Annotated in this window: 21 protein-coding genes; 9 read left to right on the top strand and 12 right to left on the bottom strand. The window is 58.8% G+C overall.

Annotation, left to right across the window (positions count from 1 at the left end):
- Nucleotides 1–112 precede the first annotated feature (112 nt).
- The 3 genes from HH213_RS17800 to HH213_RS17790 all read left to right on the top strand — a co-directional run bounded on the left by HH213_RS17800 (nt 113) and on the right by HH213_RS17790 (nt 2,085).
- The gene (locus HH213_RS17800) at nt 113–475 is read left to right on the top strand and encodes a DUF6232 family protein (protein ID WP_169113088.1); all 363 of its coding nucleotides are present in this window, start codon (nt 113–115) and stop codon (nt 473–475) included.
- Between the two features lie 60 nt (nt 476–535).
- Complete coding sequence (locus tag HH213_RS17795; RefSeq protein ID WP_169113087.1) at nt 536–1,252, top strand: DUF3761 domain-containing protein; 717 nt, start codon at nt 536–538, stop codon at nt 1,250–1,252.
- A 470-nt stretch (nt 1,253–1,722) separates the two neighbouring features.
- Entirely contained in the window at nt 1,723–2,085 is a 363-nt protein-coding gene (locus HH213_RS17790) for a hypothetical protein (protein ID WP_110847034.1), read from the top strand.
- Here the strand turns inward: HH213_RS17790 and HH213_RS17785 are convergent.
- Entirely contained in the window at nt 2,082–2,489 is a 408-nt protein-coding gene (locus tag HH213_RS17785; protein ID WP_158288068.1) for a response regulator, read from the bottom strand. The two genes, HH213_RS17790 and HH213_RS17785, sit on opposite strands and share 4 nt — an antisense overlap.
- A 184-nt stretch (nt 2,490–2,673) precedes the next feature.
- Here HH213_RS17785 and HH213_RS17780 point away from each other — a divergent pair, with 184 nt between their 5' ends.
- Both HH213_RS17780 and HH213_RS30195 read left to right on the top strand, forming a co-directional pair.
- Complete coding sequence (locus tag HH213_RS17780; protein ID WP_229263050.1) at nt 2,674–3,030, top strand: hypothetical protein; 357 nt, start codon at nt 2,674–2,676, stop codon at nt 3,028–3,030.
- Nucleotides 2,985–3,122, top strand: a complete 138-nt coding sequence (locus HH213_RS30195) for a hypothetical protein (protein WP_229263049.1) — start codon at nt 2,985–2,987, stop codon at nt 3,120–3,122. Before HH213_RS17780 ends, HH213_RS30195 begins: the two co-directional genes overlap by 46 nt.
- Before the next feature lie 317 nt (nt 3,123–3,439).
- Here HH213_RS30195 and HH213_RS17775 read toward each other — a convergent pair whose 3' ends face one another.
- The 5 genes from HH213_RS17775 to dusA all read right to left on the bottom strand — a co-directional run bounded on the left by HH213_RS17775 (nt 3,440) and on the right by dusA (nt 7,973).
- A complete protein-coding gene (locus HH213_RS17775; RefSeq protein WP_110847038.1) occupies nt 3,440–3,850 on the bottom strand; it encodes a hypothetical protein in 411 nt (136 codons plus the stop codon).
- Between the two features lie 152 nt (nt 3,851–4,002).
- A complete protein-coding gene (locus tag HH213_RS17770; protein WP_110847039.1) occupies nt 4,003–4,344 on the bottom strand; it encodes an energy transducer TonB in 342 nt (113 codons plus the stop codon).
- A 68-nt stretch (nt 4,345–4,412) separates the two neighbouring features.
- Nucleotides 4,413–4,745, bottom strand: coding sequence for an energy transducer TonB (locus tag HH213_RS17765; RefSeq protein WP_110847040.1), 333 nt, complete (start codon nt 4,743–4,745; stop codon nt 4,413–4,415).
- Nucleotides 4,746–4,856: 111 nt separating this feature from the next.
- Nucleotides 4,857–6,608, bottom strand: coding sequence for a methyl-accepting chemotaxis protein (locus tag HH213_RS17760; RefSeq protein WP_199240471.1), 1,752 nt, complete (start codon nt 6,606–6,608; stop codon nt 4,857–4,859).
- A gap of 339 nt (nt 6,609–6,947) precedes the next feature.
- The gene (gene dusA, locus HH213_RS17755; RefSeq protein ID WP_169113086.1) at nt 6,948–7,973 is read right to left on the bottom strand and encodes a tRNA dihydrouridine(20/20a) synthase DusA; all 1,026 of its coding nucleotides are present in this window, start codon (nt 7,971–7,973) and stop codon (nt 6,948–6,950) included.
- A gap of 92 nt (nt 7,974–8,065) precedes the next feature.
- On the opposite strand from dusA, the gene HH213_RS17750 reads away from it, so the two are divergent.
- The 3 genes from HH213_RS17750 to HH213_RS17740 all read left to right on the top strand — a co-directional run bounded on the left by HH213_RS17750 (nt 8,066) and on the right by HH213_RS17740 (nt 10,527).
- Nucleotides 8,066–8,953: a TIGR02285 family protein gene (locus HH213_RS17750; RefSeq protein ID WP_169113085.1), complete on the top strand. Its 888-nt coding sequence runs from the start codon at nt 8,066–8,068 to the stop codon at nt 8,951–8,953.
- Between the two features lie 97 nt (nt 8,954–9,050).
- A complete protein-coding gene (locus HH213_RS17745; protein ID WP_110847044.1) occupies nt 9,051–9,806 on the top strand; it encodes a helix-turn-helix domain-containing protein in 756 nt (251 codons plus the stop codon).
- Entirely contained in the window at nt 9,793–10,527 is a 735-nt protein-coding gene (locus HH213_RS17740; RefSeq protein ID WP_169113084.1) for a hypothetical protein, read from the top strand. Before HH213_RS17745 ends, HH213_RS17740 begins: the two co-directional genes overlap by 14 nt.
- Here HH213_RS17740 and HH213_RS17735 read toward each other — a convergent pair.
- Nucleotides 10,524–11,123, bottom strand: coding sequence for a hypothetical protein (locus HH213_RS17735; RefSeq protein ID WP_169113083.1), 600 nt, complete (start codon nt 11,121–11,123; stop codon nt 10,524–10,526). The two genes, HH213_RS17740 and HH213_RS17735, sit on opposite strands and share 4 nt — an antisense overlap.
- 75 nt (nt 11,124–11,198) lie before the next feature.
- On the opposite strand from HH213_RS17735, the gene HH213_RS17730 reads away from it, so the two are divergent.
- Nucleotides 11,199–11,651 carry a GNAT family N-acetyltransferase gene (locus tag HH213_RS17730; protein WP_169115249.1) on the top strand — a complete coding sequence of 151 codons (453 nt, stop codon included), beginning with the start codon at nt 11,199–11,201 and terminating at the stop codon, nt 11,649–11,651.
- Between the two features lie 17 nt (nt 11,652–11,668).
- Here the strand turns inward: HH213_RS17730 and HH213_RS17725 are convergent, their stop codons facing one another.
- From HH213_RS17725 to rbfA, 5 genes are all read right to left on the bottom strand, one after another.
- A complete protein-coding gene (locus tag HH213_RS17725; RefSeq protein ID WP_169113082.1) occupies nt 11,669–13,909 on the bottom strand; it encodes a DUF3141 domain-containing protein in 2,241 nt (746 codons plus the stop codon).
- Between the two features lie 133 nt (nt 13,910–14,042).
- Nucleotides 14,043–17,222: a TonB-dependent receptor gene (locus HH213_RS17720; RefSeq protein WP_169113081.1), complete on the bottom strand. Its 3,180-nt coding sequence runs from the start codon at nt 17,220–17,222 to the stop codon at nt 14,043–14,045.
- Between the two features lie 602 nt (nt 17,223–17,824).
- Nucleotides 17,825–19,657 (bottom strand): translational GTPase TypA, encoded by a 1,833-nt coding sequence (gene typA, locus HH213_RS17715; RefSeq protein ID WP_110847050.1) that lies wholly within the window; start codon nt 19,655–19,657, stop codon nt 17,825–17,827.
- Nucleotides 19,658–19,745: 88 nt separating this feature from the next.
- Nucleotides 19,746–20,672 (bottom strand): tRNA pseudouridine(55) synthase TruB, encoded by a 927-nt coding sequence (gene truB, locus HH213_RS17710; protein WP_169113080.1) that lies wholly within the window; start codon nt 20,670–20,672, stop codon nt 19,746–19,748.
- Nucleotides 20,672–21,073 carry a 30S ribosome-binding factor RbfA gene (gene rbfA / locus HH213_RS17705; protein ID WP_161054032.1) on the bottom strand — a complete coding sequence of 134 codons (402 nt, stop codon included), beginning with the start codon at nt 21,071–21,073 and terminating at the stop codon, nt 20,672–20,674. Before rbfA ends, truB begins: the two co-directional genes overlap by 1 nt.
- Nucleotides 21,074–21,090: the final 17 nt, after the last annotated feature.

The following is a 21,090-nucleotide window of genomic DNA, read 5'->3' as shown; positions in this document are numbered from 1 at the left end:
CGGCTACAATCTGCCGCTCGCCTTGTCGTAGCCATTGTGACAATTCACGTATATTCCCAGCAGGAAAGCAAGTAAGATATTGGAACGATAACTTATTTTACTGGGGAGTGATATGGACGAGCGCATTTTCTTCGAGTATGGCGATGTCAAAGTGACAAACTCACGTTTTATCAACGGCGGCCAGACCTACGCGATGAATAATGTCACCTCGGTCAAACCTTATGAAAAAAAACCTAGTCGAACTGCTGGAGTTATAGTTTTACTTATCGGCATCATCATTATGGTTAATTCTAGTTTGGCCGTGGGACTAATCATTAGTGCTGTTGCTGCTTACTATCTTTATCAACAAAAAACCATCTACCATATCTTGTTGTCTACCTCAGCCGGAGAGACGACAGCGCTGGTGACATACCAGCGCCATTATCTAAATGACGTTATCGCAGCCTTGAACAACGCAATTATTCATAGGGGCTAGAGATTGAAGATGAGAACCCATCCATTTAGTTCTTCACATCATCTACCTAGGTAAAATTTTATGAAATTTATTGCACATGTAATTGTTGCGATTACCATCTCTAGTGGACTTCTTGCGTGCGGAGGCGGAAGTGGTGGCGGGTCATTTGCATATTGCGCTGACGGGACTACGACCGAATCGGCAGGTAAGCAAGGTGCGTGTTCGCATCACGGAGGTCTTGCAACGACACCTACAACCCCTACAACCCCTCCTGTGGTGGTGACACCTCCTGTTGTGCAACCTTCCGTGCTTTATCGGGGATTTAAGAAACCAGTTATATCGGGATTGAACTATACAGATGCAACTGGTCAAAGTGGAACGACCGACAAAGACGGATTATTTCCTGTTACCGTTAACGGGACAAAACTTTTAGAATTTCATATCGGCTCAATTCGGCTATATCAGATGACCGAACTCAACGCTCAGGCGTTCACCTTGGAAAATTTGTACCAACTTGAATTCTTTGCAGTTAGCGGCATCCCTAATGATGATGCGGTGCAAAACCTACTCGCCTTCCTCATGATTGTTGACGACGATGGTGACTTGGCGAACGGCGTAAATATCCCAAGCGCTGTTGTGAATGCTGCAGCGGGGTTATCCATCAACTTCAATGTAAGTTCCGCTTCATTCTATGCAGATTCGTCGGTGCAGAAGACTGTTCAGCTTCTGTCGAGTCACACTTCTAAGGGAGTGCGGCCTCTTCCACCGTTAACTGAAGTAAAGGCAGCGTCGAGATAACCTCAATAGTGTGCCTGCGGTAGTCTTCGTGGCTGTGGCGGCTTTGAGGCGCTAGCGGCCCTTCCCACTGACGGATAAAAGTGTAATGCCGCCGTTAAAATTTACCGACACCCCTCACCAAACCCGCATGGTTTGGTGAGAAAAATCGTGTTGGCGTCGGAAAAACTTATCGAAAAAACCGATGACAATCAAATACTTAATGTCAATGTGCAGCGGGATTGTGATTCCTGTTGTCGTGGGTTCGAGCCCCATCAGCCACCCCAAAGAATTAAGTGAAAAGCCCAGTCTTCGGACTGGGCTTTTTGCGTTTCAGGCCGGCGCTTGATCCACCTCTACGTCTGCGCCGACAGCGGCATGTATGCGGCATCGATAACAAGACGGAGGCTGCCATAGCGCACACGAGCTTGCTTGACATCGAATCAGAGGGGCCAGATGATCATTCATCTTCTACAGAAAGAAAGTCTGCGGCCATGGACGATCTCATCACGTCGGTTGCGGTTATCAAATCCAATTACGCGACCAAGGAAGAACTAGCCATTATGAGCGGCAAGCTGGATGCCCTTCTGAGCCTCCAGCACAGCTACGCCACCAAGGAAGAGCTAGCAGTCATCAATGGCAAACTTGATGTTCTCATCAGCCTCCAGCAAAACTACGCCACCAAGGCGGACGTGGTCGCCATCAGCTCCAATCTGCAGGCGTTCCAGACGCACGCTACTCAAACGTTTGCCAGCAAGGCCGAACTATCCGATGCGATTTACCACCTCACTTGGCGCATGGCAGGCTTCGCCGTGGCGATCATTGGCGCGATGGTGGCTTGCGTGCGCTATCTTTAGGCTTTGCCGGCGGCGCGCTGGGCGTGGATTTGGGCGGCGATTTTATCCAGCGTATTCATCACGGTGCCGGGATTGAAGGGTTTGACGATGTAGCCCTTGGCGCCGTTGCGCAGGGATTGTTCGACCGTGCTGCGGTCGGTGCTGGCGGTGACCATCAGCACGGCGGCCTTAGGCTGCTTCTCGCTGATCCAGTTCAACAATTCCAGGCCGTTACCATCCGGCATCACCACATCCAGACAGATGATGTCGGCGCGTAGCGAGCGCAGTCGCAAGCGCGCCGATTCGGCGGTGCCGGCGTCGCCCACCACATCGTAGTGGTCGCCGTGTATGATCACGCGCAACAGGCTGCGCGTGATGCCGTCGTCGTCGATGATGAACACGCTTAGTCGCTGGTGTGCTGGCATGCCGGCCTCCGTCGCTATCATGTTGCCAACTATAGCCGAATGTCCTTACTAATGCGTAACGTTACAACATTTTGACCACGTCTATTGCCCGTTGGAACTAGGTTAACGCTACAATAGAACGGTCGTTTGCATCCCCATGCAAACCCCGCCTAGCTCGACTTATCCCCTGAAAACGCGTAAGTGTATGTCACAAGAAAAACCTATTATTGAAGTCAGCACCTATAGCAAAGACACGCCGATTGGCCGTCCGGATACCGACGGTCGCGCCGCAGTCTTTGTCCCGTCCGAAGCGTTTGACGCCGGCAACAACGCCGCCATCCGCATGGGCTCCGGCATCGTTGGTTTCGGCAACCCGGATGGCACGCTGACCGTTTATTTCGAAGCCAACCGTTTCGACGAAACCAGCCTGCACAAGTGGGAGAACAAGGCGCGCAAGGCCTACGACCGCATGGTCATGGGCGCCCCACCGTCTCCAAGGCCAAGATCAGCGCCAGCATGCTGGAACAGATTGGCATCATCGATGGCATGGGCATTCACCTGAAACAGCCGGAACGTCTGGAGCAGTGGCTGAGCGTGTCCAACGCGCTCGACACCGCCCCCGCCGGTCCGGTCACCCTGTGGAAAACCAAATAAAGTTGTTGAAAAGCTAGAGACGAGCTTTTGTCCTACATTTTGTCGGACATTCGGCTGATGCCTGAAACGTGGATCGTGGACTATTCTGAAGTCATTCCAGTTTCCACCTTCTTTTCAGGAGCCCGTCATGGCACGCTATCTACACATCGCATTTGGTGCTTTGCTGCTTGTCGTGGCGGGCGCTTCGGCTTACGAGTTATGCTCGGAAAACGTCCTGAGCCAGGCATCGATCTACGTGCTGCGTTAAGCGGCGCTATAAAAAAAAATCCCGCTGTGCGCCCCAAGGCGCCAGCGGGATTTTTTACGTCCGCAACTGCTTAACGGCGGTGATAGCCACCCCAGCCGCGACCACCCCAACCACGGCCACCGCCACAGCACCAGCGGCCGAACGAGAAGTCGAGGCCGATCGATACCGGAGGGTAATAATACGATGGTGCCGGAGCGTAATATACCGGCGCCGGCGCGTAGTACGCCGGCTGCGTCACATAGACCGTGCTGGTGCTATAGGCCGGCTCGGTGCTGTAGACTACGCGCGACTGCTGCTGCGGCTGCGGCGGCAATTCCTCGGTCCACGTGCCCGATTGCGCCTGCGAACCCGACGGCAACACCGACACGGTGTGCCATTGATACGGATCCTGCACGCGGGCAGTGGTGTAATAAGCTGGACGCTGCGTAGCGCAGCCGGTCAGCGCCGCCAGCGCGGCAACGGCGATAACAAAAGTTTTCATGGCGGTTTTCTCCTCAATCCAGATCGTACTATATAAGGAAGTCGCGCGGCACTCTTGCGCCATTACAGTTGCTTACAACCCTCATGAGAGCCGAAAAAAAAGGAACCGCAGTCGGTTCCTTTTTGCTCAGCACGCGGCCACCTTCGGCCAGATTAGTCCAGTTTCCAGGCGTAATCAACCTTGGTCCAGGTTTCGGCCGGTGCGCCGTCCTTGGTGCCTGGTTTGAACTTGCAGGCGCTCAGCGCCTTGATGGCGGCCTTGTCCAGATTCTTGAAACCGCTGCTTTTGTCGACTTTGGAATCAGCAACGCTACCGTCCGGCTTGACCAGGAAGGACATCGACACGGTACCCTGCTCTTCATTCATCAGGGAGGCTTTTGGATACTCAGCCTTGCAGTTCTTGGCATCGAACGATGCAGGAACTTCGGCGGCAAAAGCGGTGCCCGACATCAGCACTGCTGCGATCACACTCAACCAACGCTTATTTGTAAACATCTGATTTCCCCAAAAGTGTAAGAATCCGGCGTGCAGGCTCTACCCATGCAGAGCCTGTTTGAGACTAATTACAGCTTCCAGCTGTAGTCGACCTTGGTCCAGGTCTGGGCTACAGCGCCATCCTTGGTGCCTGGTTTGAATTTGCAGGCGCTCAGTGCTTTCAGCGCGGCTTTGTCGAGGTTTTTGTAACCGCTCGACTTTTCCACTTTGGAATCCATCACGTTGCCGTCGGCGCCGACCAGGAAGGACATCGAGACGTCGCCCTGCTCTTCGTTCAGCAGCGAGGCTTTTGGATATTCCGCTTTGCAGTTCTTGTCGGACAGCGAGGCTGGCACTTCAGCAGCAAACACAGCCGAGGTGGCGACGGACAGGATGACAGCGGCGAATACAGACTTGTTCATATTACGATTTCCCAACAATTTGTTATTAATGACTGGTTAAACGAACTCCACAGCGGGCCATCTGTCCACAACAGCGGACGGCAGACTGCGGCAAATAATTTTCAGAACTGCTTAGAACTCTTCCCACTCATCGCTCCCGGCGGTGCTGGCTGCTGCGGCGACTTTTTTCGGTTTGGCGGCCGGTGCAGGCGCCGGCTTGGCAGCCAGTTTCTTCACTGGCGTACGGGCGGCAGCGATAGGCTTGACCACGGCTGCTCTGGTGGCCATTGCGGGCGCTGCCACCGGCGCGCGCTCCTCGCCTTCCACCAATTTGAAGACACTGACCACGCGCGACAGCTCGCTGGCCTGATCTTGCAAACTTTGTGCTGCGGCGGCGGCTTCTTCCACCAGCGCGGCATTTTGTTGGGTCATGCTGTCCATCTCGATGATCGACTGGTTGACCTGGGCGATACCGGCGCTCTGCTCCTGGCTGGCGTTGGCGATCTCACTCATGATGTCGGTCACGCGACGCACCGACGACACTACCTCATCCATCGTCACACCGGCCTGGCCGACCAGCTTGGTGCCGGCGCCGACCTTCTCGACCGAGTCATCGATCAGCATCTTGATTTCTTTTGCCGCACCGGCCGAACGTTGCGCCAGGTTACGCACTTCCGACGCCACCACGGCGAAGCCACGACCTTGCTCACCGGCACGGGCTGCTTCCACTGCGGCGTTCAGCGCCAGGATGTTGGTCTGGAAAGCGATACCATCGATCACGCCGATGATGTCAACAATCTTCTTGGCCGATGCATCGATCGAGCTCATGGTGTCAACTACTTGCGAAACCACCTGGCCACCCTTGACCGCCACATCCGAAGCGGCCGAGGCCAGTTGGTTGGCTTCACGGGCGTTGTCGGCGTTTTGCTTCACGGTCGAGGTCAGCTCGTCCATGGCCGATGCAGTTTTTTCCAGCGACGATGCCTGCATTTCGGTACGCGACGACAGGTCGACGTTACCGGCGGCGATTTCACGCGAGGCGGTGCCGATGGTTTCGGTACCGGTGCGCACCTGGCTGACGATGTCGCGCAGGCTGTTGCGCATTTCACGCATTTCCACGACCAGGCTGTTCTTGTCGGCGCCGGTGGTGTTGATCGAGATCGACAGGTCGCCAGCGGCGATGCTGCCGGCGATCGAGGCGGTATAGTCCGGCTCGCCGCCCAGCTGCTTCAGCAGGCCGCGGGTGATGACCAGCGCCGCCACCACCGAGATCGCCACGGCCAGCAGGCCCATGATGATCATGAAGGTACGGGCGCTGGAGAAGCCATTGGCGGCATCCACCTGCATCTGCGCGTTCATCTTGTCTTCCAGCGCGCCCAGTTGTTCCAGCGACGCCATCCATTTTTTCTGGGCTGGACGAATTTCTTTCACCAGTACGCGGGTGGCTTCTTCAGGCTTGCTGGCCAGCCAGAGTTCCGACGCTTTGGCGATCGCCGGCATGGCGACCGATTCCGCTTCCTTGACCGCGATCAGCAGGTTTTTCTCTTCCGGCAGCGATTCTTCCGCGAACTGCTTGCTCAGCTTGTCCTGGAACTCGGTGTAGGCGCCGGACAATTCCTTGATGCGTTTCATGTCCTGTTCCATGTCGGCCGGATCGGCGATCATGGTCAGCACGCGCAGCGAGTTAATGCGCTCGGCGACGTTGTTGCGCATATCCAGCACCAGGCGGGAGACGACGTTGTTGACGCTGATAACGTGGTCCAGACGGTTCTGGATCTGCGACATGCGCAGGATGCCGACGGCAGTCACGGCCACCAGGAACACCAGCACCAGGGCGAATCCAAGGCCCAGACGGGTACCGACTTTCATTTTTGCTAAATTCATTTCGTCTTCTTCTTAAGGGACACAGTTGATAGAAGTTGCCATGGATGACACCACCCTTAGGGATGCCATCGGAACAAAACCCTTGCTGCTAAGTAATAAGCTATGACAGTAGCAAACAATGACTGCGAATGCAAAAATTTGCAGCTCCACCAGCAGAATGCGTGTCGTTTTTTGGAACCCCAATACAGCACGAAAGTCGGTGGATATGTGTGTATATTCAGGAATTATAGATGCAAATTTTGCCTCAAAGCAAGCAATTACTGCCCGGAAAATACGCAAACGAACTTTCTGTGTGGAAATGCCACCACAGCCAATGAAAGTTTGTCAATATACGTAGTTCTACGCAGCAATACGCAGCCGGGCTGCGGCTTCGAGCAGGAGATTGGCGTCGCCGAGGGCGAGCTTTTTGGAGTTGGACAGGGTCTGGCGGAACGCGCGCGCGCCCGGTAGGCCGGTCATGATGCCGAGCATATGACGGGTGATGGAGTTGAGCTTGAGGCCCAGCGGGCCATACTGGGCCTGCTGCGCCTGAATGTAGGGAATCATGGCTTCCAGCACCTGTTCGCGGGTCAGCGGCGCTGTGGTGTCTCCGTAGTAGCGCTGGTCGAAGTTTGCCATCACGAACGGGTTGTGATACGCCTCGCGGCCGAGCATCACGCCGTCCAGATGTTTCAGGTGCTCATCGATTTCGGCTTCGGTCTTGATGCCGCCGTTGATGATGATTTCGAAGTCAGGGAAGTCGCGCTTGAGCTGGTAGGCATAGTCATACTTCAGCGGCGGGATTTCGCGGTTTTCCTTCGGCGACAGCCCTTTCAGGATCGCATTGCGGGCGTGAACGATGAAAGTCGTACAACCGGCATCCGCCACTTTACCGACGAAATCGCGGACGAAGTCATAACTTTGCACGTCATCGATGCCGATGCGGTGCTTGACGGTGACGTCGATCGACACCGCGTCGCGCATCGCCTTGACGCAGTCAGCCACCAGCTGCGGTTCGGCCATCAGGCAGGCGCCAAACGCCCCCTTCTGCACGCGTTCGGACGGGCAACCGCAGTTGAGGTTGATCTCGTCGTAGCCCCACTTTTCGCCCAGTTTGGCGCTGGTGGCCAGATCGGTCGGATCGCTGCCGCCCAGTTGCAGCGCAACCGGATGCTCTTCCTCGTTGAAGCGCAGGTGGCGCTCAACGTCGCCATACACCAGCGCGCCGGTGGTCACCATCTCGGTGTACAGCCACGTGTGCTTGCTGATATGACGGTGGAATACGCGGCAATGGCGGTCGGTCCAGTCCATCATCGGCGCCACGGACAGGCGGCGGCTTGGCACTACGGGTGCTTGGTCGGCGGTCGGCAGAGTGATGATGGTCATGATGGCTACGCAGTGGAATCGCGGAAGGGTCGACATTATAGCGCAACTTCAGTTACCCTTACCGGACACCTCCCCAAGCAAGGACGCCAGCCGTGTGGTTGTTACTCACTTCCAGTGCACTCATCGCCGCACTGATGCTGGCAAATGCCCCTGCGCGGGCCGCCGAGACCATCACCTGGCTGATGTCGGACTTTCCGCCGGTCGGCGAACTCATCGACGGCAAGCCGGGCAATGGCATGGCCGATCAGGTGGTCCGCTATCTGGTCAGCCGCTGGCCGCAAGCCGAGCACCGCTTCTTGTATGCCAATCCCAACCGTGTGTGGTCGCAGCTCGCTTCGGGCCAGCATGCCTGCTTTGCCAACGCGCTGCGCACGCCCGAGCGGGAAAAGCTGGCGTATTTCCGCAATGCCTACCTGCTGCCGCCACCGCAACTGATCGTCCGGCCGGCGGTGCTGGCCGCCCTCCCCGTCAATGCGCGCGGCGAGGCCGATCTGGCGGCCTTGCTGCGCGTGCCGCAACTGCGCGGCCTGGTGGTGGAAAAGCGCTCCTACGGTCCCGCCATCGATGCGCTGCTGGGTGATGCCGCTTCGGCTCCCGGCCTGAAACGGGTCGCACCCGGCAACTATGGCCGCAACATCCTGACCATGCTGGCCCTGAACCGCGCCGATTACACCATCGAACTGGACTTTGTGATGACGCACGCCATCCTGCAAAGTCCGGAACTGGCCAGCCTGAAATCGGTGCCGCTGGCCGGCGGGCCGGGGTTGCTGGTGGGTGGCATTGCCTGTCCGCGTACCGCCTGGGGCCGCGAGGCGATCCGCCACCTCGATCGCCTGCTGGCCTCGCCCGAAGGCGCCGCCGTGCTGTCGCAGGCGCAGATGCGCTGGATCAGCAAGGATGCCACGCAGCGCTATGGCGCCGCCATGAAGGAGTTCTTCCGCCAGCTGGAAACGCCTCAAGTGCAGGAATACCGCCGCTAAACGCTGAAATTCTTGCATATTCCACCATATTCACCTTTCCATTCTTGCATGAATACCCAAGAATACGTTTCATGTCCACCCTGGAAAGGTCTTGAGAATGAATTTTGGAGAGAAGCTGAAACAGATCCGCACCGATAAAAATCTGACGCAGCCGCAATTCGCGGAAGCGATCGGCATCGAGCAGTCGTATCTGTCCAAACTGGAAAATGACAAGTCGCAGCCGTCGGCCGATATGTTCAGCACCATCGTTAAATCGCTGCAACTGACGCCAAGGGATTTGCTGGCCGATATCGACCGCACCATTCTGCAAAGCTCGTTGCGCCACATTCCGGAAGTCAGCCAGTTCCTCAACGGCGAGGTGCAGCGCCGTGTGCACGACACCCGCAAATACGTCTGGAGTGCGGCGGCCGCCTGCCTGCTCGGCTTTGCGATGATGCTGGCCGCCAACGACGGCATTTTCTTCGCCAACAATCTGTATAAATACAAGTCGCAGGGCGTGATCCTGGACGGCGAATCGGACCAGATTTTCGAACAGTTCCCCAAAATCGAGAGTCTGAAAACGGCGGCGCGCGCGGTCACCGCACAGGAATCGCTGAAATCGCAGGCCGACTTCGAAGCCAACCGCGTCAAGGTGCAGACCATCGAGGTCTGGGGCAATCGCGGCGGCGTGTTTTTCGAGCCTGCCAGCAACGGCAAGCGCAAGTTTGAGCTGGCCGACGTCGCCTATGTGCATCCGATGCAAAACAAGATCCTGCAATATCTCGGCGCCCTGCTGATGTTTAGCGGATTCTTGCTGGTGGTGGTCGAATGGCGCATGCGCAAAGCCGGTGGAGGTCGCCATGTCGCAGCTTAAGGCCTTCTTTGCCGGCGCCGCCACCATGGCCGGCGGCCTCATCGCCGTAGTCCTGCTGACCGGCGCGCGCGATCCGGGCAAGCATGCCGAGTTTGACGAAATCACCGTCGGCCGCATCAACATCGTCGAACCGGACGGCACCAAGCGGCTGGTGATATCGAACCGCGCGCAATTCCCCGGCGACTTCATGCAAGGCAAGGAAGGCGCACGGCCCGACCGCCGCGCCTTCGCCGGCATGCTGTTCATCAACGACGAAGGCACCGAGAACGGCGGCCTGATCCAGAAAGGCAGCATCAGCGACGACGGCAAGGTCTCGTCCGGTCTGTCGCTGACCTTCGACCGCTTCCGCCAGGACCAGGCGCTACAGCTGATGAACAACGACAGCGCCAACCACCAGCAAACCGGCGTCAAAATCAACGATGTGCCCTACTTTCAGAAAACCTCGATGGCCGACATCCAGCGTTTCGGCGACGAAGCGCGCAAACTGCCGGCCGACCAGCGCGAGGCCTACTGGCAAAAGCTGAGCGCTGAAGAACGCCTGAGCGTCAACCGCATCTGGCTGGGCAACACGCGCGACAAAGGCTCGGCGCTGCAACTGAAGGACGCCCAGGGCCGGGTGCGCATGATGCTGCTGGTCAGCGCCGACGGCGCGCCACTGATCCAGATGCTCGACGAACACGGCAACGTCAGCAAAACAATTTCGCCAGGCTCGAAGGACTAGCCTGCAGGACGAGGACGGCGGAGTTCGCTATGCAGGTAAATGCCGACGCCCGCCGCCCCCATCCAGCCGAATAGAACGGCAATCAGCGCCAGCGCCAATGCCAGCAGCTGTCGCTGGCTGCGCGCGGCGATCAGGTAGACCAACACGGCGTTGAGTACCAGCATGAGCAAGGTCAGCCACCGCAGCGCCGTATCCGCCGCCGGCGACAAGTCGACATGGGTGAACGCCAGCAACAACGGCAATAATTGCGCCAGCAAGGTGAGCGCCAGCACCACGCGCCACTGCGTCACCAGGCGCGCTGGCGGCGCGGCGGCCGGTACGACAGCAGCGTCCCGCCCGCGACGGAAATACAGTGCGGCGGCACCGAGAAATAACAGCGGCCACAGCAACACGGCCACGCCGGCAGCGGTCCACAGCGCACCGTAACCGCACGCCCCTTCAAAACTGGAGCCGAACCATTGACACGGCATCCACTCCAGCGCGAGATAAGCGACGATGACGGTCACCAGGCCGGATAACAATAGCATTGCCACCAGCATGGCGATGGAACGGGCGGGCGTGCGGGGCGACGGATGGGGAGCAATAGGCAGGTTCATACGTCAATGGTAGCGCGTGAATTTATTCCGGTCCACGCGATACGCCCGGCGGCGCCGGCGGCTATACTGACGCGCATGCACATCACCTTTGAATCCCCCAACCAGCCGGAGGTCATCGCCCTGATCGCCGATCTCGATGCCTACCATCTGACCTTGTATCCGCCGGAATCCGTCTACGCGCTCGACCTGAACGCGCTGATGCAGCCGGAAGTAAAGTTCGCCGTCGCGCGCGATGTGGAGGGCGTGATCGTCGGCTGCGGCGCGGTGGTGCTGTCGCCGGAATATGGCGAGATCAAGCGCATGTACGTGCAGCCGGCGGCGCGCGGCCAGGGCCTGGCGCGCCGGCTGATGGACACACTGGAACAGGCCGCGCGCGACGCCGGCTGCCCGCTGATGGTGCTGGAAACCGGGCCGTCGCAACCGGAAGCCATCGCCCTCTACCAGCGCCACGGCTTCGAGCACTGCGGCCCGTACGGCGGTTATCCGGATGATCCCCACAGTGTCTTCATGCGCAAGGAGCTGCGCTAGAACGCTGTGTGGTCTGACTAGCCGCCCTTCTTCTTGCCGTTCACCACCGCCAGCTTGGGCGCCGACGGACCGAACATTTCCGCAATTCGCTCCAGCCGTACCGCAGCGTCGCCAGTCAGCGTGCCGGTGGCGCCAGCAACCTGGCGCACGATGCCCAGCGCGTTGGTGCGCGCTTCCGGCTCTTCCGGCAACAGCAATGGCAAATCAGCCAGCGCCGCCGCCTCGTTCAACTGCAGCATCACGTACTGCTCGCGCACGATCTGCTTGAGCGAGGTCACGCTCATTTCCTTGTCATCCGAGGTGCGCAAGCGCAACTGGCGTATTGCCGCAAACGCGCGCTCGTCGGCCGCGCTCATTTCAGGACTGCGGAAGATGTACAGCAAGCCGCGAATGATGGCTTCGGTCAGGCCGCCCTCTTTGGTCCTCAGCGCCGCCGCCGCGCGATTGGCGCTGGTGGCGGCTTCGCGCGCGATGTCGCGACCGATGCGCCGCGGCTTGCCGCCGTCCGTGCTCAAGCCCACCAGCGCCTGCAACACCGGCGAACCGTAGACGCCGAGGAAAATGCTTTCAGTGGCCTGGTCGCGGATATCGCGGTAACGGTCCAGCGACTCGACGATCTGCTTCGACCACGCCTCCTGCATCTGCAGGAAGACATTGTCCTTGGCCACCGGCCGGCGTTCGGCGCGCACCTTTTCGGCCAGCGCCGGAATATTGTTGAGCAGCGGATTCTTGCTGGAGAACGCCGTGTAGCGGCGGCGCAGCGGATGCGCCTCGCGCAGGTGTTCGGCGCTGGTTTCGGTCACCAGGCTTTTGACGAGCGGACTGGCGAAGGTCTGGTACAGACCCTTGTTGATTTCCGACACGCGGGCGACGGTGGCGAAGCGGCGCTCATCGGCCACATCGTTGCCGCCCAATGCGCGCAGCGCGTCCAGGTTGCGGCGTTCAAACCGCATCACGTAATCGCCGGCCGCCAGGTCGCCGGCAGCAATTTCCGCTTGCAGCATTTCCTCGTCTTTATCGAGGAACACCGCTTCGTACAGGCCGGGCGGCATGATGTCGATCATGTCCATGGCGGCGGTGAATTCCTCATGCTCCTTGTTGGCCACCGAGGCCGATACGAAGATGCCCAGGTGACCTATGCTCTGGTGCATGGAATAGATAATGGTCTGGCCGCCGGCCACCAGCGCCGCGTCGTCCTCGTACAGGTCCAGCACCCAGCCCAGCGCCTGCTGCGGCGGCGTGATGTCGTCACCCCACGAGCAGAACACCACGATCGGCGACTTCACGTTGCGCAGGTCGATGCGGTGGCCGGCGCTGTCGAGCAGCGCGGCGTCGCTCAGTCGGTTGCCGACGAACAGCGAGTCGGCGATGTACTGCATTTCGCCGGCGTTCAGCAGCACCGGATTGCCCCACCATTTTTCAAAGTCGAGGAAGCGCTGCGCTTCGGTATCGATCTTGGAGTAGACGTTGTAGTTCTTGCTCCACAGTGTATTAGACGGATTCATCTTCTCGAAATTTTCGACCAGCTGCGCGCCGTCGAAAATGCCGTTGCCCAGGTCGCCGGCCAGCGCCGTCATCCAGGTGCCGCCGAGGATGCCGCCGAGATAGCGCAGCGGATTCTTGCCGCGCACGCCAGCCCAGTACGACAGCGGCGCACCGGCCAGCACCAGCGGCCCGACCAGGTCGGGATTGAGCGCGCTGGTCATCATGATCTGCCAGCCGGCCTGGCAATTGCCGATCAGCGCCGGCTTGCCGTCGGCGTGCGGATGCAGCTCGGCCACCTTGGCGATGAATTGCGCTTCGGCGCGGCACACGTCTTCAATCGTCTGGCCCGGCACAGGATGCGGCGTGAAGCCGACGAAATAACATGGATGGCCGGCTTTCAGCACCACGCCGATTTCACTGTCATGCTTCATGCCGCCGATGCCGGGACCATGACCGGCGCGCGGGTCGAACACGATGAACGGACGCTTGGTGGGATCTGGCTGGACGCCGTCCGGCTGCTGGATGTGCAGCAGGCCGTAGTTGACCGGACGCTCCAGGTGACGGCCGTCCATCACCACGTCGAAGGCAAAGGTCAGCACGTGCGGCGCGGTCTGCTCGGCACGGTGGTTGCGTTCATCGCCGCGCTGGCGCAGCACGTCCATGAACAGGACCGAGCGCTGCGCAGCGTCGATCCAGTAATCGCTTGCCTGCTGGGCAAGGTTGAAGGGATTGCCTGGCCAATTCAGCCAGGGATTGCTCTTGTCTTCGCTCACCGAGATCCTCCGTTGCGTTTATGCTGCCACGCACAAAAGTACCCAGCGGAACGGAAAAGGCAAACAAAAACCGCAGCCGAGGCTGCGGTTTCTGGTGGAGTGGCGCCCTGTTGCCGGCGCCATTACACAGGGCTTAGAACTTGTGGTTGTATTCCACCGTGAACTTGGCATAACGTGGCGATTGGTAGCTCATCACTTCACCGTATTTGGCGGTGATCACGCTGCTATCGCCGTCATCATAGGTTGGGTTGGTGCTGATTGGCACTTGCTTGTTCAACACGTTGAACACGTCCACTTTCACCGTCAAACCTTTGATCAGTTGTGGCGAGTAAGCCAGGTTCAGATCCAGACGTTTTTCCCAAGGCATACGACCCAGGCTGCCGCGTGGGCTTGGCTTGTCGCCGCAGTAGTAGTACTCGGCGCCATAACCAGGACCGCCGTAGATCTGACCCAGCGGGTAAGCCGGATCGCTGCCGTTATCGGCCGCGTCGTTGGTGCCCAGGCACAGCTTAGGACGACCCGATTGCAGCAGCGCGAACGCACCCACGGTCACTTCAGGCGTGATCTGGTAGAAGCCGTACATCTTCAGCTGATGCTTGCGGTCGTTCGGCAGCAGGCCGTCCGAACCCGGCGCAAACTCTGGGAAGTCCCAGCCTGCCGAAGTGCCGACGTCGGTCTGGCCGGTGTCGGAACGGGTCTGGCCTTCCATGTTGCCGGTGCTACGCGACAGCGTGTAGTTGATGCGGCCATACCAGCCGTTGCGCATCGGGTGCTCGGCGAAGAAGTCCAGTGCGGCGTAGGTACGCTTGGCGTCTGGCTCGCCGATTTCCGCAGCGGTGAAGTGGGCAATCTGGCCTTTGCCGGTGACCACCGGATTACCGGCTGCATCGTTGCCGTCCACCCACAGGCTGACATCGCGGCCTGGATTGAAGATGAAGCAGTTGACGGCCCCGGTGTTCTGAATATCGATACCGTGTTCGGCTGCGAATTTCAGAATTGGACGGGTATCGCAGCTATCATCGATACCAGCGCCCAGTTTGCGGTAGGTGCCTTTGACGCCGAAGTTCAGGTCAGGGCTGAAGGCTTTTTCGAAGCCCAGCGTGATTTCGTCCTGATAGTTAGGCTTCAAATCGGCCGCCACCACCGACTGCACGTTCTTGGCCTGGCCGTATTCGCCGTCCGACGAGACCGGGGTGTTGACTGCCTTCAGGCCCAGCGGTACGCCGGTATTCGGATCGATGCCGGTGTAGGTGAACTCCTGGGTGGTGTAGGTCGAACGGCTGGCGGCACGGGCAGCTACCTGGGTTGGCAGTTGCAGGTAGTAACGACCGGCGCTACCGTAGATCTTCAGCGAGGCGTCGCCGTTGGCATCCCACGACGCCGAGAAGCGTGGCGCCACTTCGTGCTTCATGTCGACGAATTTGGCGCCGTCACCGGTGGAGTTGCTGTACGAATCGTTACGCAGACCCAGCGTCAGCAGCAGATCCTTGCGCACTTGCCAGCGGTCTTCCACATACTGCGCCGATTGCTTCGCAGCAGCCGAGGTCAGCGAGTTGAAGATCGATTGCGACACGTAGTAGCCGGCGGTACCGGAGCCGCCGAAGTCGGCGACGTTGCCAGGACGGGCGCCCGACAGGTTGATGGTCTGGCCGACGTTGGCGGCGCCAACGTATTTATATGCCCACGACGAACCGCCACTGCGGACCTGACCGGCTGCCGATGTATTCAGCTTCGCGGAGTCGATACCGGCGCGCAGCGTATGGTTGTCCAGCTTGTATTCCAGATCGAAACGTGCCGCTTTGGTTTCATCTTCGCCTGGGCTGCTGATGTAGCCAGGGAAGATATTGTAGTTGCGGTACAGCGCAGGATCGATCGCGCCCCACTTGGCAGTGGTGCCGTAAGTAATGGTCGGCGGTACGCCACCGGTGCCGGCATTCGCGCCCAGTGCTTCGTAGCTGACGCCGTGTTTGCTCTTCAGTACGCCGTACAGGCCGGTGATCACCAGGTTGTCGGTCAAGTTGCCGGTGTACTTCAGCATGTTGACGGTGGCGCCTGGGGTGCCTGGGAATTCAGGATCGGTTGGCCCCAGGTTTTTGCCCACGGCCGAGGAGTACAACTGGCCGTTCGGTACGCCGTCCAGCTGCGCGGCAGCGTTAGGATTGTTCGGATTCAGCGTGTAGCCGTATTTCTGGTAGCGGGTCTGGCTGCTGTCGCCGGCGCTGGTGAACTCCAGGCGGTGATCGTCATTGATGTTCCAGTCCAGCTTGCCCAACCAACGGTTTTCCTGCGAACGGTTCTGGTTCCAGCCGCTCTGGTTGATGGTGGCCGGGTTGGTGACCGAGGTCGAACCGACATACGAATCCTTGCCGATGGTCTGATCACCGGCAATGAACATGAACAGCTTGTCCTTGATGATCGGGCCACCCAGGTAGGCGCCATACTGCTGGCTGCTGACCGAACGGTTGTCGCGGCGCAGGTCCAGCTTGCCGTCGGTGCCAACGTTGTTGACGTCGCCGGTCTTGGCGTAGTTGATGTTTTTATAGGAAGCGCGCATGCTGGACGGCTCGATGCTGTACATCGCGCCGCCTTCCCAGGTATTCGTGCCGCTCTTCGAGGTCACGCTCAACACGCCGCCGATCGAACGGCCGTATTCGGCGCCGAAGCCGCCGGTCATCACCGATGCTTGCTGGATCGCGCCGAATGGCAGTTCCATCGAACCCAGCTGGCTCAGCGGATTGGTGATCGGGAAGCCGTTCAGGTAGAACGAGTTTTCCGACACGCCCGAACCACCAAACGACGAGGTGTTGCCGAACGCGGAATCACCCTTGGTGGTGTTCGGTGCCAGCAGCACGATGGCATTCAGCGTCTGGGCGACTGGCAGTTTTTCCAGTTCCTTGGCGGTGAAGATGGCGCCGTTGTTGGTGTTGGACACGTCGATGCGGTTGCGGCGACCGGTCACTTGCACGGCCTGGACGGCGGCAGCGGCGAAGGACGCGTTGGCGCCTTGACCAGCCAGAACATCGACTTCGGTGGTTTGCGCAACTTTGCCATCGCGCAGCAGTTCCACGCGGTAGTGGCCGGCTGGCAGCGCGGTTGCCTGGTAACGGCCACTGGCGTCCAGGCTGATGGCACGCTTCAGGCCGGTTTCGGTGTTGGTCAACGATACCGAGGCGCCGGCTGGCGCATCGATCGAGCCGTAGATGTTACCGCTGGAGTTCGACTGCGCCATAACTGGCTGGACGACACCCGCAGCGACGATAACGCTACCAAACGCGATTGTTAAAGCGCGCGCGATCACAGTTTTTCTCAACATAGTTTTTTCAATTCCCGATTAGTAGGCTGGCGGTAGTAAGTGGGTGTGTTTTCCACCGTCCAGCTTTTTTAGTAATACGACTCTTTGTAACCAAAAAGCGCTTTTTCTACCAACTTTTAGAGAGCGTTTCTTAACAATCTAAGAATGAGCCCGTGGAATGATCAGACCATGTTGCCTAAAGTGATGTCAATTGCACAGGAATAATTTCATCATTAATACAACGTTGCAGTGTTGTTTTGATGAGAAATGTACCACGCTGGTGCACAAAATCACCATTTTGCAGCGTCACTGCACCGCTATTTTTAGGCATTTATTTTACTTAACATGGATTAACAACGTTTTAAATTAGCTTAAACAAAATATTTAAGAATTTAATTTAGATAAATACGCTTTAACCAAAATGGTGCATCCCGGATACGAAGCGCCATATGCGTCCCATTGTATCGTCATGCACCGTTTTGTATCGCGGGTAACGGAATGTAAATTCCTGCGTAACGTAATGTAACCGCCAGTAACGCCAAGTATCGAAAAATACCGTTAGAAATAAAAAAAACCGCCCGGTTTGCACCGGACGGTTTCTTTAAAAGCGCTCTCAGGGAGGCTTATGCTTCGCGCGAAGCCTTCTTGCGCTCGTGCTCTTTCAGGAAGCGCTTGCGCAGACGGATCGATTTCGGGGTGATTTCCACCAGCTCGTCGTCGTCGATAAATTCCACGGCGTACTCCAGCGACATCTGGATCGGCGGCACCAGGCGCACGGCTTCGTCGGTACCCGACGAACGCACGTTGGTCAGCTGCTTGCCCTTGATCGGATTGACCACCAGATCGTTGTCGCGCGAGTGGATACCGATGATCATGCCTTCGTACACTGGGTCGTTGTGGACCACGAACATACGGCCGCGATCCTGCAGTTTCCAGATCGCGTAGGCCACAGCGGCGCCGTCGTCCTGCGAGATCAGCACGCCGTTACGACGGCCGCCCAGTTCGCCCTTGGTGTTGTCTACCGGAGCGTAGGCGTCAAACACGTGCGACATCAGGCCGGTACCGCGGGTCAGGGTCATGAATTCGCCCTGGAAGCCGATCAGGCCACGTGCTGGAATACGGTATTCCAGACGCACACGGCCTTTGCCGTCCGATTCCATGTTTTGCAGATCGCCACGACGACGACCCAGTTCTTCCATCACGCCGCCCTGATTGGCTTCTTCAACGTCAACCGACAGTTGCTCGAACGGCTCATGGCGCACGCCATCCACCATTTTGAACACCACGCGTGGACGCGATACAGCCATCTCGAAACCTTCGCGACGCATGTTTTCGATCAGGATGGTCAGGTGCAGTTCGCCGCGACCCGAAACTTCGAAGGTGGTGTCGTCTTCGGTTGCCGCAACGCGCAGTGCCACGTTGGCTTTCAGTTCTTTGTCCAGACGGTCGCGCAGTTGACGCGAGGTCACGAACTTGCCTTCGCGGCCAGCCAGTGGCGAGTTGTTGACCATGAAGTTCATGGTCAGGGTCGGCTCGTCGACGGTCAGCATCGGCAGCGGATCAGGGGTGTCGGTGGCGCACAGCGTCGAACCGATACCGATTTCATCGATACCGTTGATCAGGCAGATGTCGCCGGCAACCGCTTCGTCCACCAGCACGCGCTCCAGGCCCTTGAAGTTCAGCACCTGGTTGATGCGGCCCTTGATTGGGGTAGCGCCTGGGCCATTGATGACCAGCACGTCCTGGCCGACCTTGACGGTACCGCGGTTGACGCGGCCAATGCCGATCTTGCCGACGTACGACGAGTAGTCCAGCGAGGTGATTTGCATCTGCAGCGGACCGTCCGGATTGTCGTCACGGACTGGCACGTGTTCCAGGATGGCGTCGAACAGCGGCTTCATGTCGCCCGAACGTACGTCTTCGGTCAGGCCGGCGTAGCCGTTCAGGCCCGAAGCGTAAACGATAGGGAAATCCAGTTGTTCGTCAGTGGCGCCCAGCTTGTCGAACAGTTCGAAGGTCTGGTTGATGGCCCAGTCGGCGCGCGCGCCCGGACGGTCCACCTTGTTGACCACGACGATCGGCTTCAGACCCAGGGCCAGCGCCTTGCGGGTCACGAAACGGGTCTGTGGCATTGGGCCTTCCTGGGCATCCACCAGCAGCAGAACCGAGTCAACCATCGACAGCACACGTTCCACTTCGCCGCCGAAGTCGGCGTGGCCTGGGGTGTCAACGATGTTGATGTGGGTGCCTTCGTACTCAACCGCGCAATTCTTCGACAGAATCGTAATGCCGCGCTCTTTTTCGAGGTCGTTCGAGTCCATCACGCGGGTATCAACCGCCTGGTTTTCGCGGAAGGTGCCGGACTGGCGCAGCAGTTGGTCAACCAGGGTGGTTTTACCGTGGTCAACGTGGGCGATGATTGCAATATTGCGAATTGCGCGTTTAGTAGTAGACATGGTCGTTATCTTGGGGAAAAACTTCAGGTGCGTACAAGTCGTACGGGTAGCCAGCTAGTATAGCATGTTGCGATGCAACTTCACCGCTTTATTCGGCGACGAAGGCGATTAATCGTTCCGGCTGCAGGATGCTGTATTCGCCGAGGATGGCCGTGCCCAGCAGCTTGGCGTCCAGGTACACGCGTACCCGGCCCTGCTGGGCCGGCACGCTGACCGACGGTTCCTTGCCCAGCGCCAGGCGCTGGCCATTGAGGAAGCGCTTGGCCAGTTCGGCGTTCAGTTGCACCGCCGGGAAGCTGGACAGCAGCGCGTCGACCGGCGACAGCAGCGTCAGCGGCGTTTCGTGGGCGACCAGTTCATCCAGCGTAATCATGTGCTCGGTGGTCAGCGCGCCGACTTGCGTGCGGCGCAGCGCGTTCAGATGGGCGCCGCAGCCGAGCGCTTCGCCGATGTCCTGGCCCAGCACGCGGATATAGGTGCCCTTGCTGCAGGTGACCGACAGCTTCAGGAACGGCGCTTGATACGCAATCAATTCCAGCTTATGGATGGTGACGTCGCGCGCTTCGCGTTCCAGCGTGATGCCTTCGCGGGCGTATTCGTACAGCGGCTTGCCGTCGCGCTTGAGCGCCGAATACATCGGCGGCACCTGCTTGATCGGGCCGCGGAACTGCGCCAGCACGGCGTGGATCTGCTCCAGCGTGACGTTGACGTCGCGCGTGTCGATCACTTCGCCTTCGGTGTCGCCGGTATCGGTGGTCTGGCCCAGGTGCACGGTGGTGTCGTAGGTCTTGTCGGCTTCCAGCAGGTCCTGCGAAAACTTGGTGGCCTCGCCGAAGCACAGCGGCAGCAGGCCGGTGGCGAACGGATCGAGCGTGCCGGTGTGGCCGGCCTTCTTGGCGTTGAGCACGCGCTTGGCCTTGATCAGCGCATCGTTGCTGGAAAAGCCCACCGGTTTGTCGAGCAGCAGCACGCCGTCCACCAGATCGCGGACGCGTTTGGTACGGGCTTGGTTCATTACGCTTCGCCGTCTTCCTTGCCGTCGTCCAGCGAGCGGGTGCTGTTGGCCTGGTCGATCAGCGCCGACATCGCCATGCCGCGCGCGGCCGAGGTGTCGTGCACGAAGTGCAGCTGCGGCAGCGTGTGGATATGCAGGCGCTTGCCCAGCATATTGCGCAGGTAGCCGGCGGCGGCGTGCAGGCCGGCCAGCGTGTTTTTGACCGATTCCGGATCATCCTTCAGCATGGTGAAGAAGATTTTCGCGTGCGCGTAATCCGGGGTGACTTGCACCTCGGCCAGCGTGATCATGCCGACGCGCGGGTCCTTGAGTTCAAAAACGATCAGTTCGGACAGGTCTTTCTGGATCTGATCGGCCACGCGCAAACCGCGCTGGGGGATGTTTTTACTATGTTTTGCCATGATGATTCCATAAACGG

Origin of the sequence: Duganella dendranthematis (assembly GCF_012849375.1) — a bacterium.
In the GTDB taxonomy this organism is placed as follows: Bacteria; Pseudomonadota; Gammaproteobacteria; order Burkholderiales; family Burkholderiaceae_D; genus Rugamonas; species Rugamonas dendranthematis.
This window is presented reverse-complemented; position numbering and strand designations above follow the sequence as displayed.

Coding starts and splice junctions, on each gene's coding strand:
- HH213_RS17740 (WP_169113084.1), top strand. CDS start 9,793: ATGTCGCAGCTTAAGGCCTTCTTTGCCGGCGCCGCCACCATGGCCGGC.
- HH213_RS17800 (WP_169113088.1), top strand. CDS start 113: ATGGACGAGCGCATTTTCTTCGAGTATGGCGATGTCAAAGTGACAAAC.
- HH213_RS17775 (WP_110847038.1), bottom strand. CDS start 3,850: ATGAAAACTTTTGTTATCGCCGTTGCCGCGCTGGCGGCGCTGACCGGC.
- truB (WP_169113080.1), bottom strand. CDS start 20,672: ATGAACCAAGCCCGTACCAAACGCGTCCGCGATCTGGTGGACGGCGTG.
- HH213_RS17720 (WP_169113081.1), bottom strand. CDS start 17,222: ATGTTGAGAAAAACTGTGATCGCGCGCGCTTTAACAATCGCGTTTGGT.
- HH213_RS17790 (WP_110847034.1), top strand. CDS start 1,723: ATGGACGATCTCATCACGTCGGTTGCGGTTATCAAATCCAATTACGCG.
- HH213_RS17795 (WP_169113087.1), top strand. CDS start 536: ATGAAATTTATTGCACATGTAATTGTTGCGATTACCATCTCTAGTGGA.
- HH213_RS17770 (WP_110847039.1), bottom strand. CDS start 4,344: ATGTTTACAAATAAGCGTTGGTTGAGTGTGATCGCAGCAGTGCTGATG.
- HH213_RS30195 (WP_229263049.1), top strand. CDS start 2,985: ATGCTGGAACAGATTGGCATCATCGATGGCATGGGCATTCACCTGAAA.
- typA (WP_110847050.1), bottom strand. CDS start 19,657: ATGTCTACTACTAAACGCGCAATTCGCAATATTGCAATCATCGCCCAC.
- rbfA (WP_161054032.1), bottom strand. CDS start 21,073: ATGGCAAAACATAGTAAAAACATCCCCCAGCGCGGTTTGCGCGTGGCC.
- HH213_RS17735 (WP_169113083.1), bottom strand. CDS start 11,123: ATGAACCTGCCTATTGCTCCCCATCCGTCGCCCCGCACGCCCGCCCGT.
- HH213_RS17765 (WP_110847040.1), bottom strand. CDS start 4,745: ATGAACAAGTCTGTATTCGCCGCTGTCATCCTGTCCGTCGCCACCTCG.
- HH213_RS17730 (WP_169115249.1), top strand. CDS start 11,199: ATGCACATCACCTTTGAATCCCCCAACCAGCCGGAGGTCATCGCCCTG.
- HH213_RS17745 (WP_110847044.1), top strand. CDS start 9,051: ATGAATTTTGGAGAGAAGCTGAAACAGATCCGCACCGATAAAAATCTG.
- HH213_RS17785 (WP_158288068.1), bottom strand. CDS start 2,489: ATGCCAGCACACCAGCGACTAAGCGTGTTCATCATCGACGACGACGGC.
- HH213_RS17780 (WP_229263050.1), top strand. CDS start 2,674: ATGTCACAAGAAAAACCTATTATTGAAGTCAGCACCTATAGCAAAGAC.
- HH213_RS17760 (WP_199240471.1), bottom strand. CDS start 6,608: ATGAATTTAGCAAAAATGAAAGTCGGTACCCGTCTGGGCCTTGGATTC.
- dusA (WP_169113086.1), bottom strand. CDS start 7,973: ATGACCATCATCACTCTGCCGACCGCCGACCAAGCACCCGTAGTGCCA.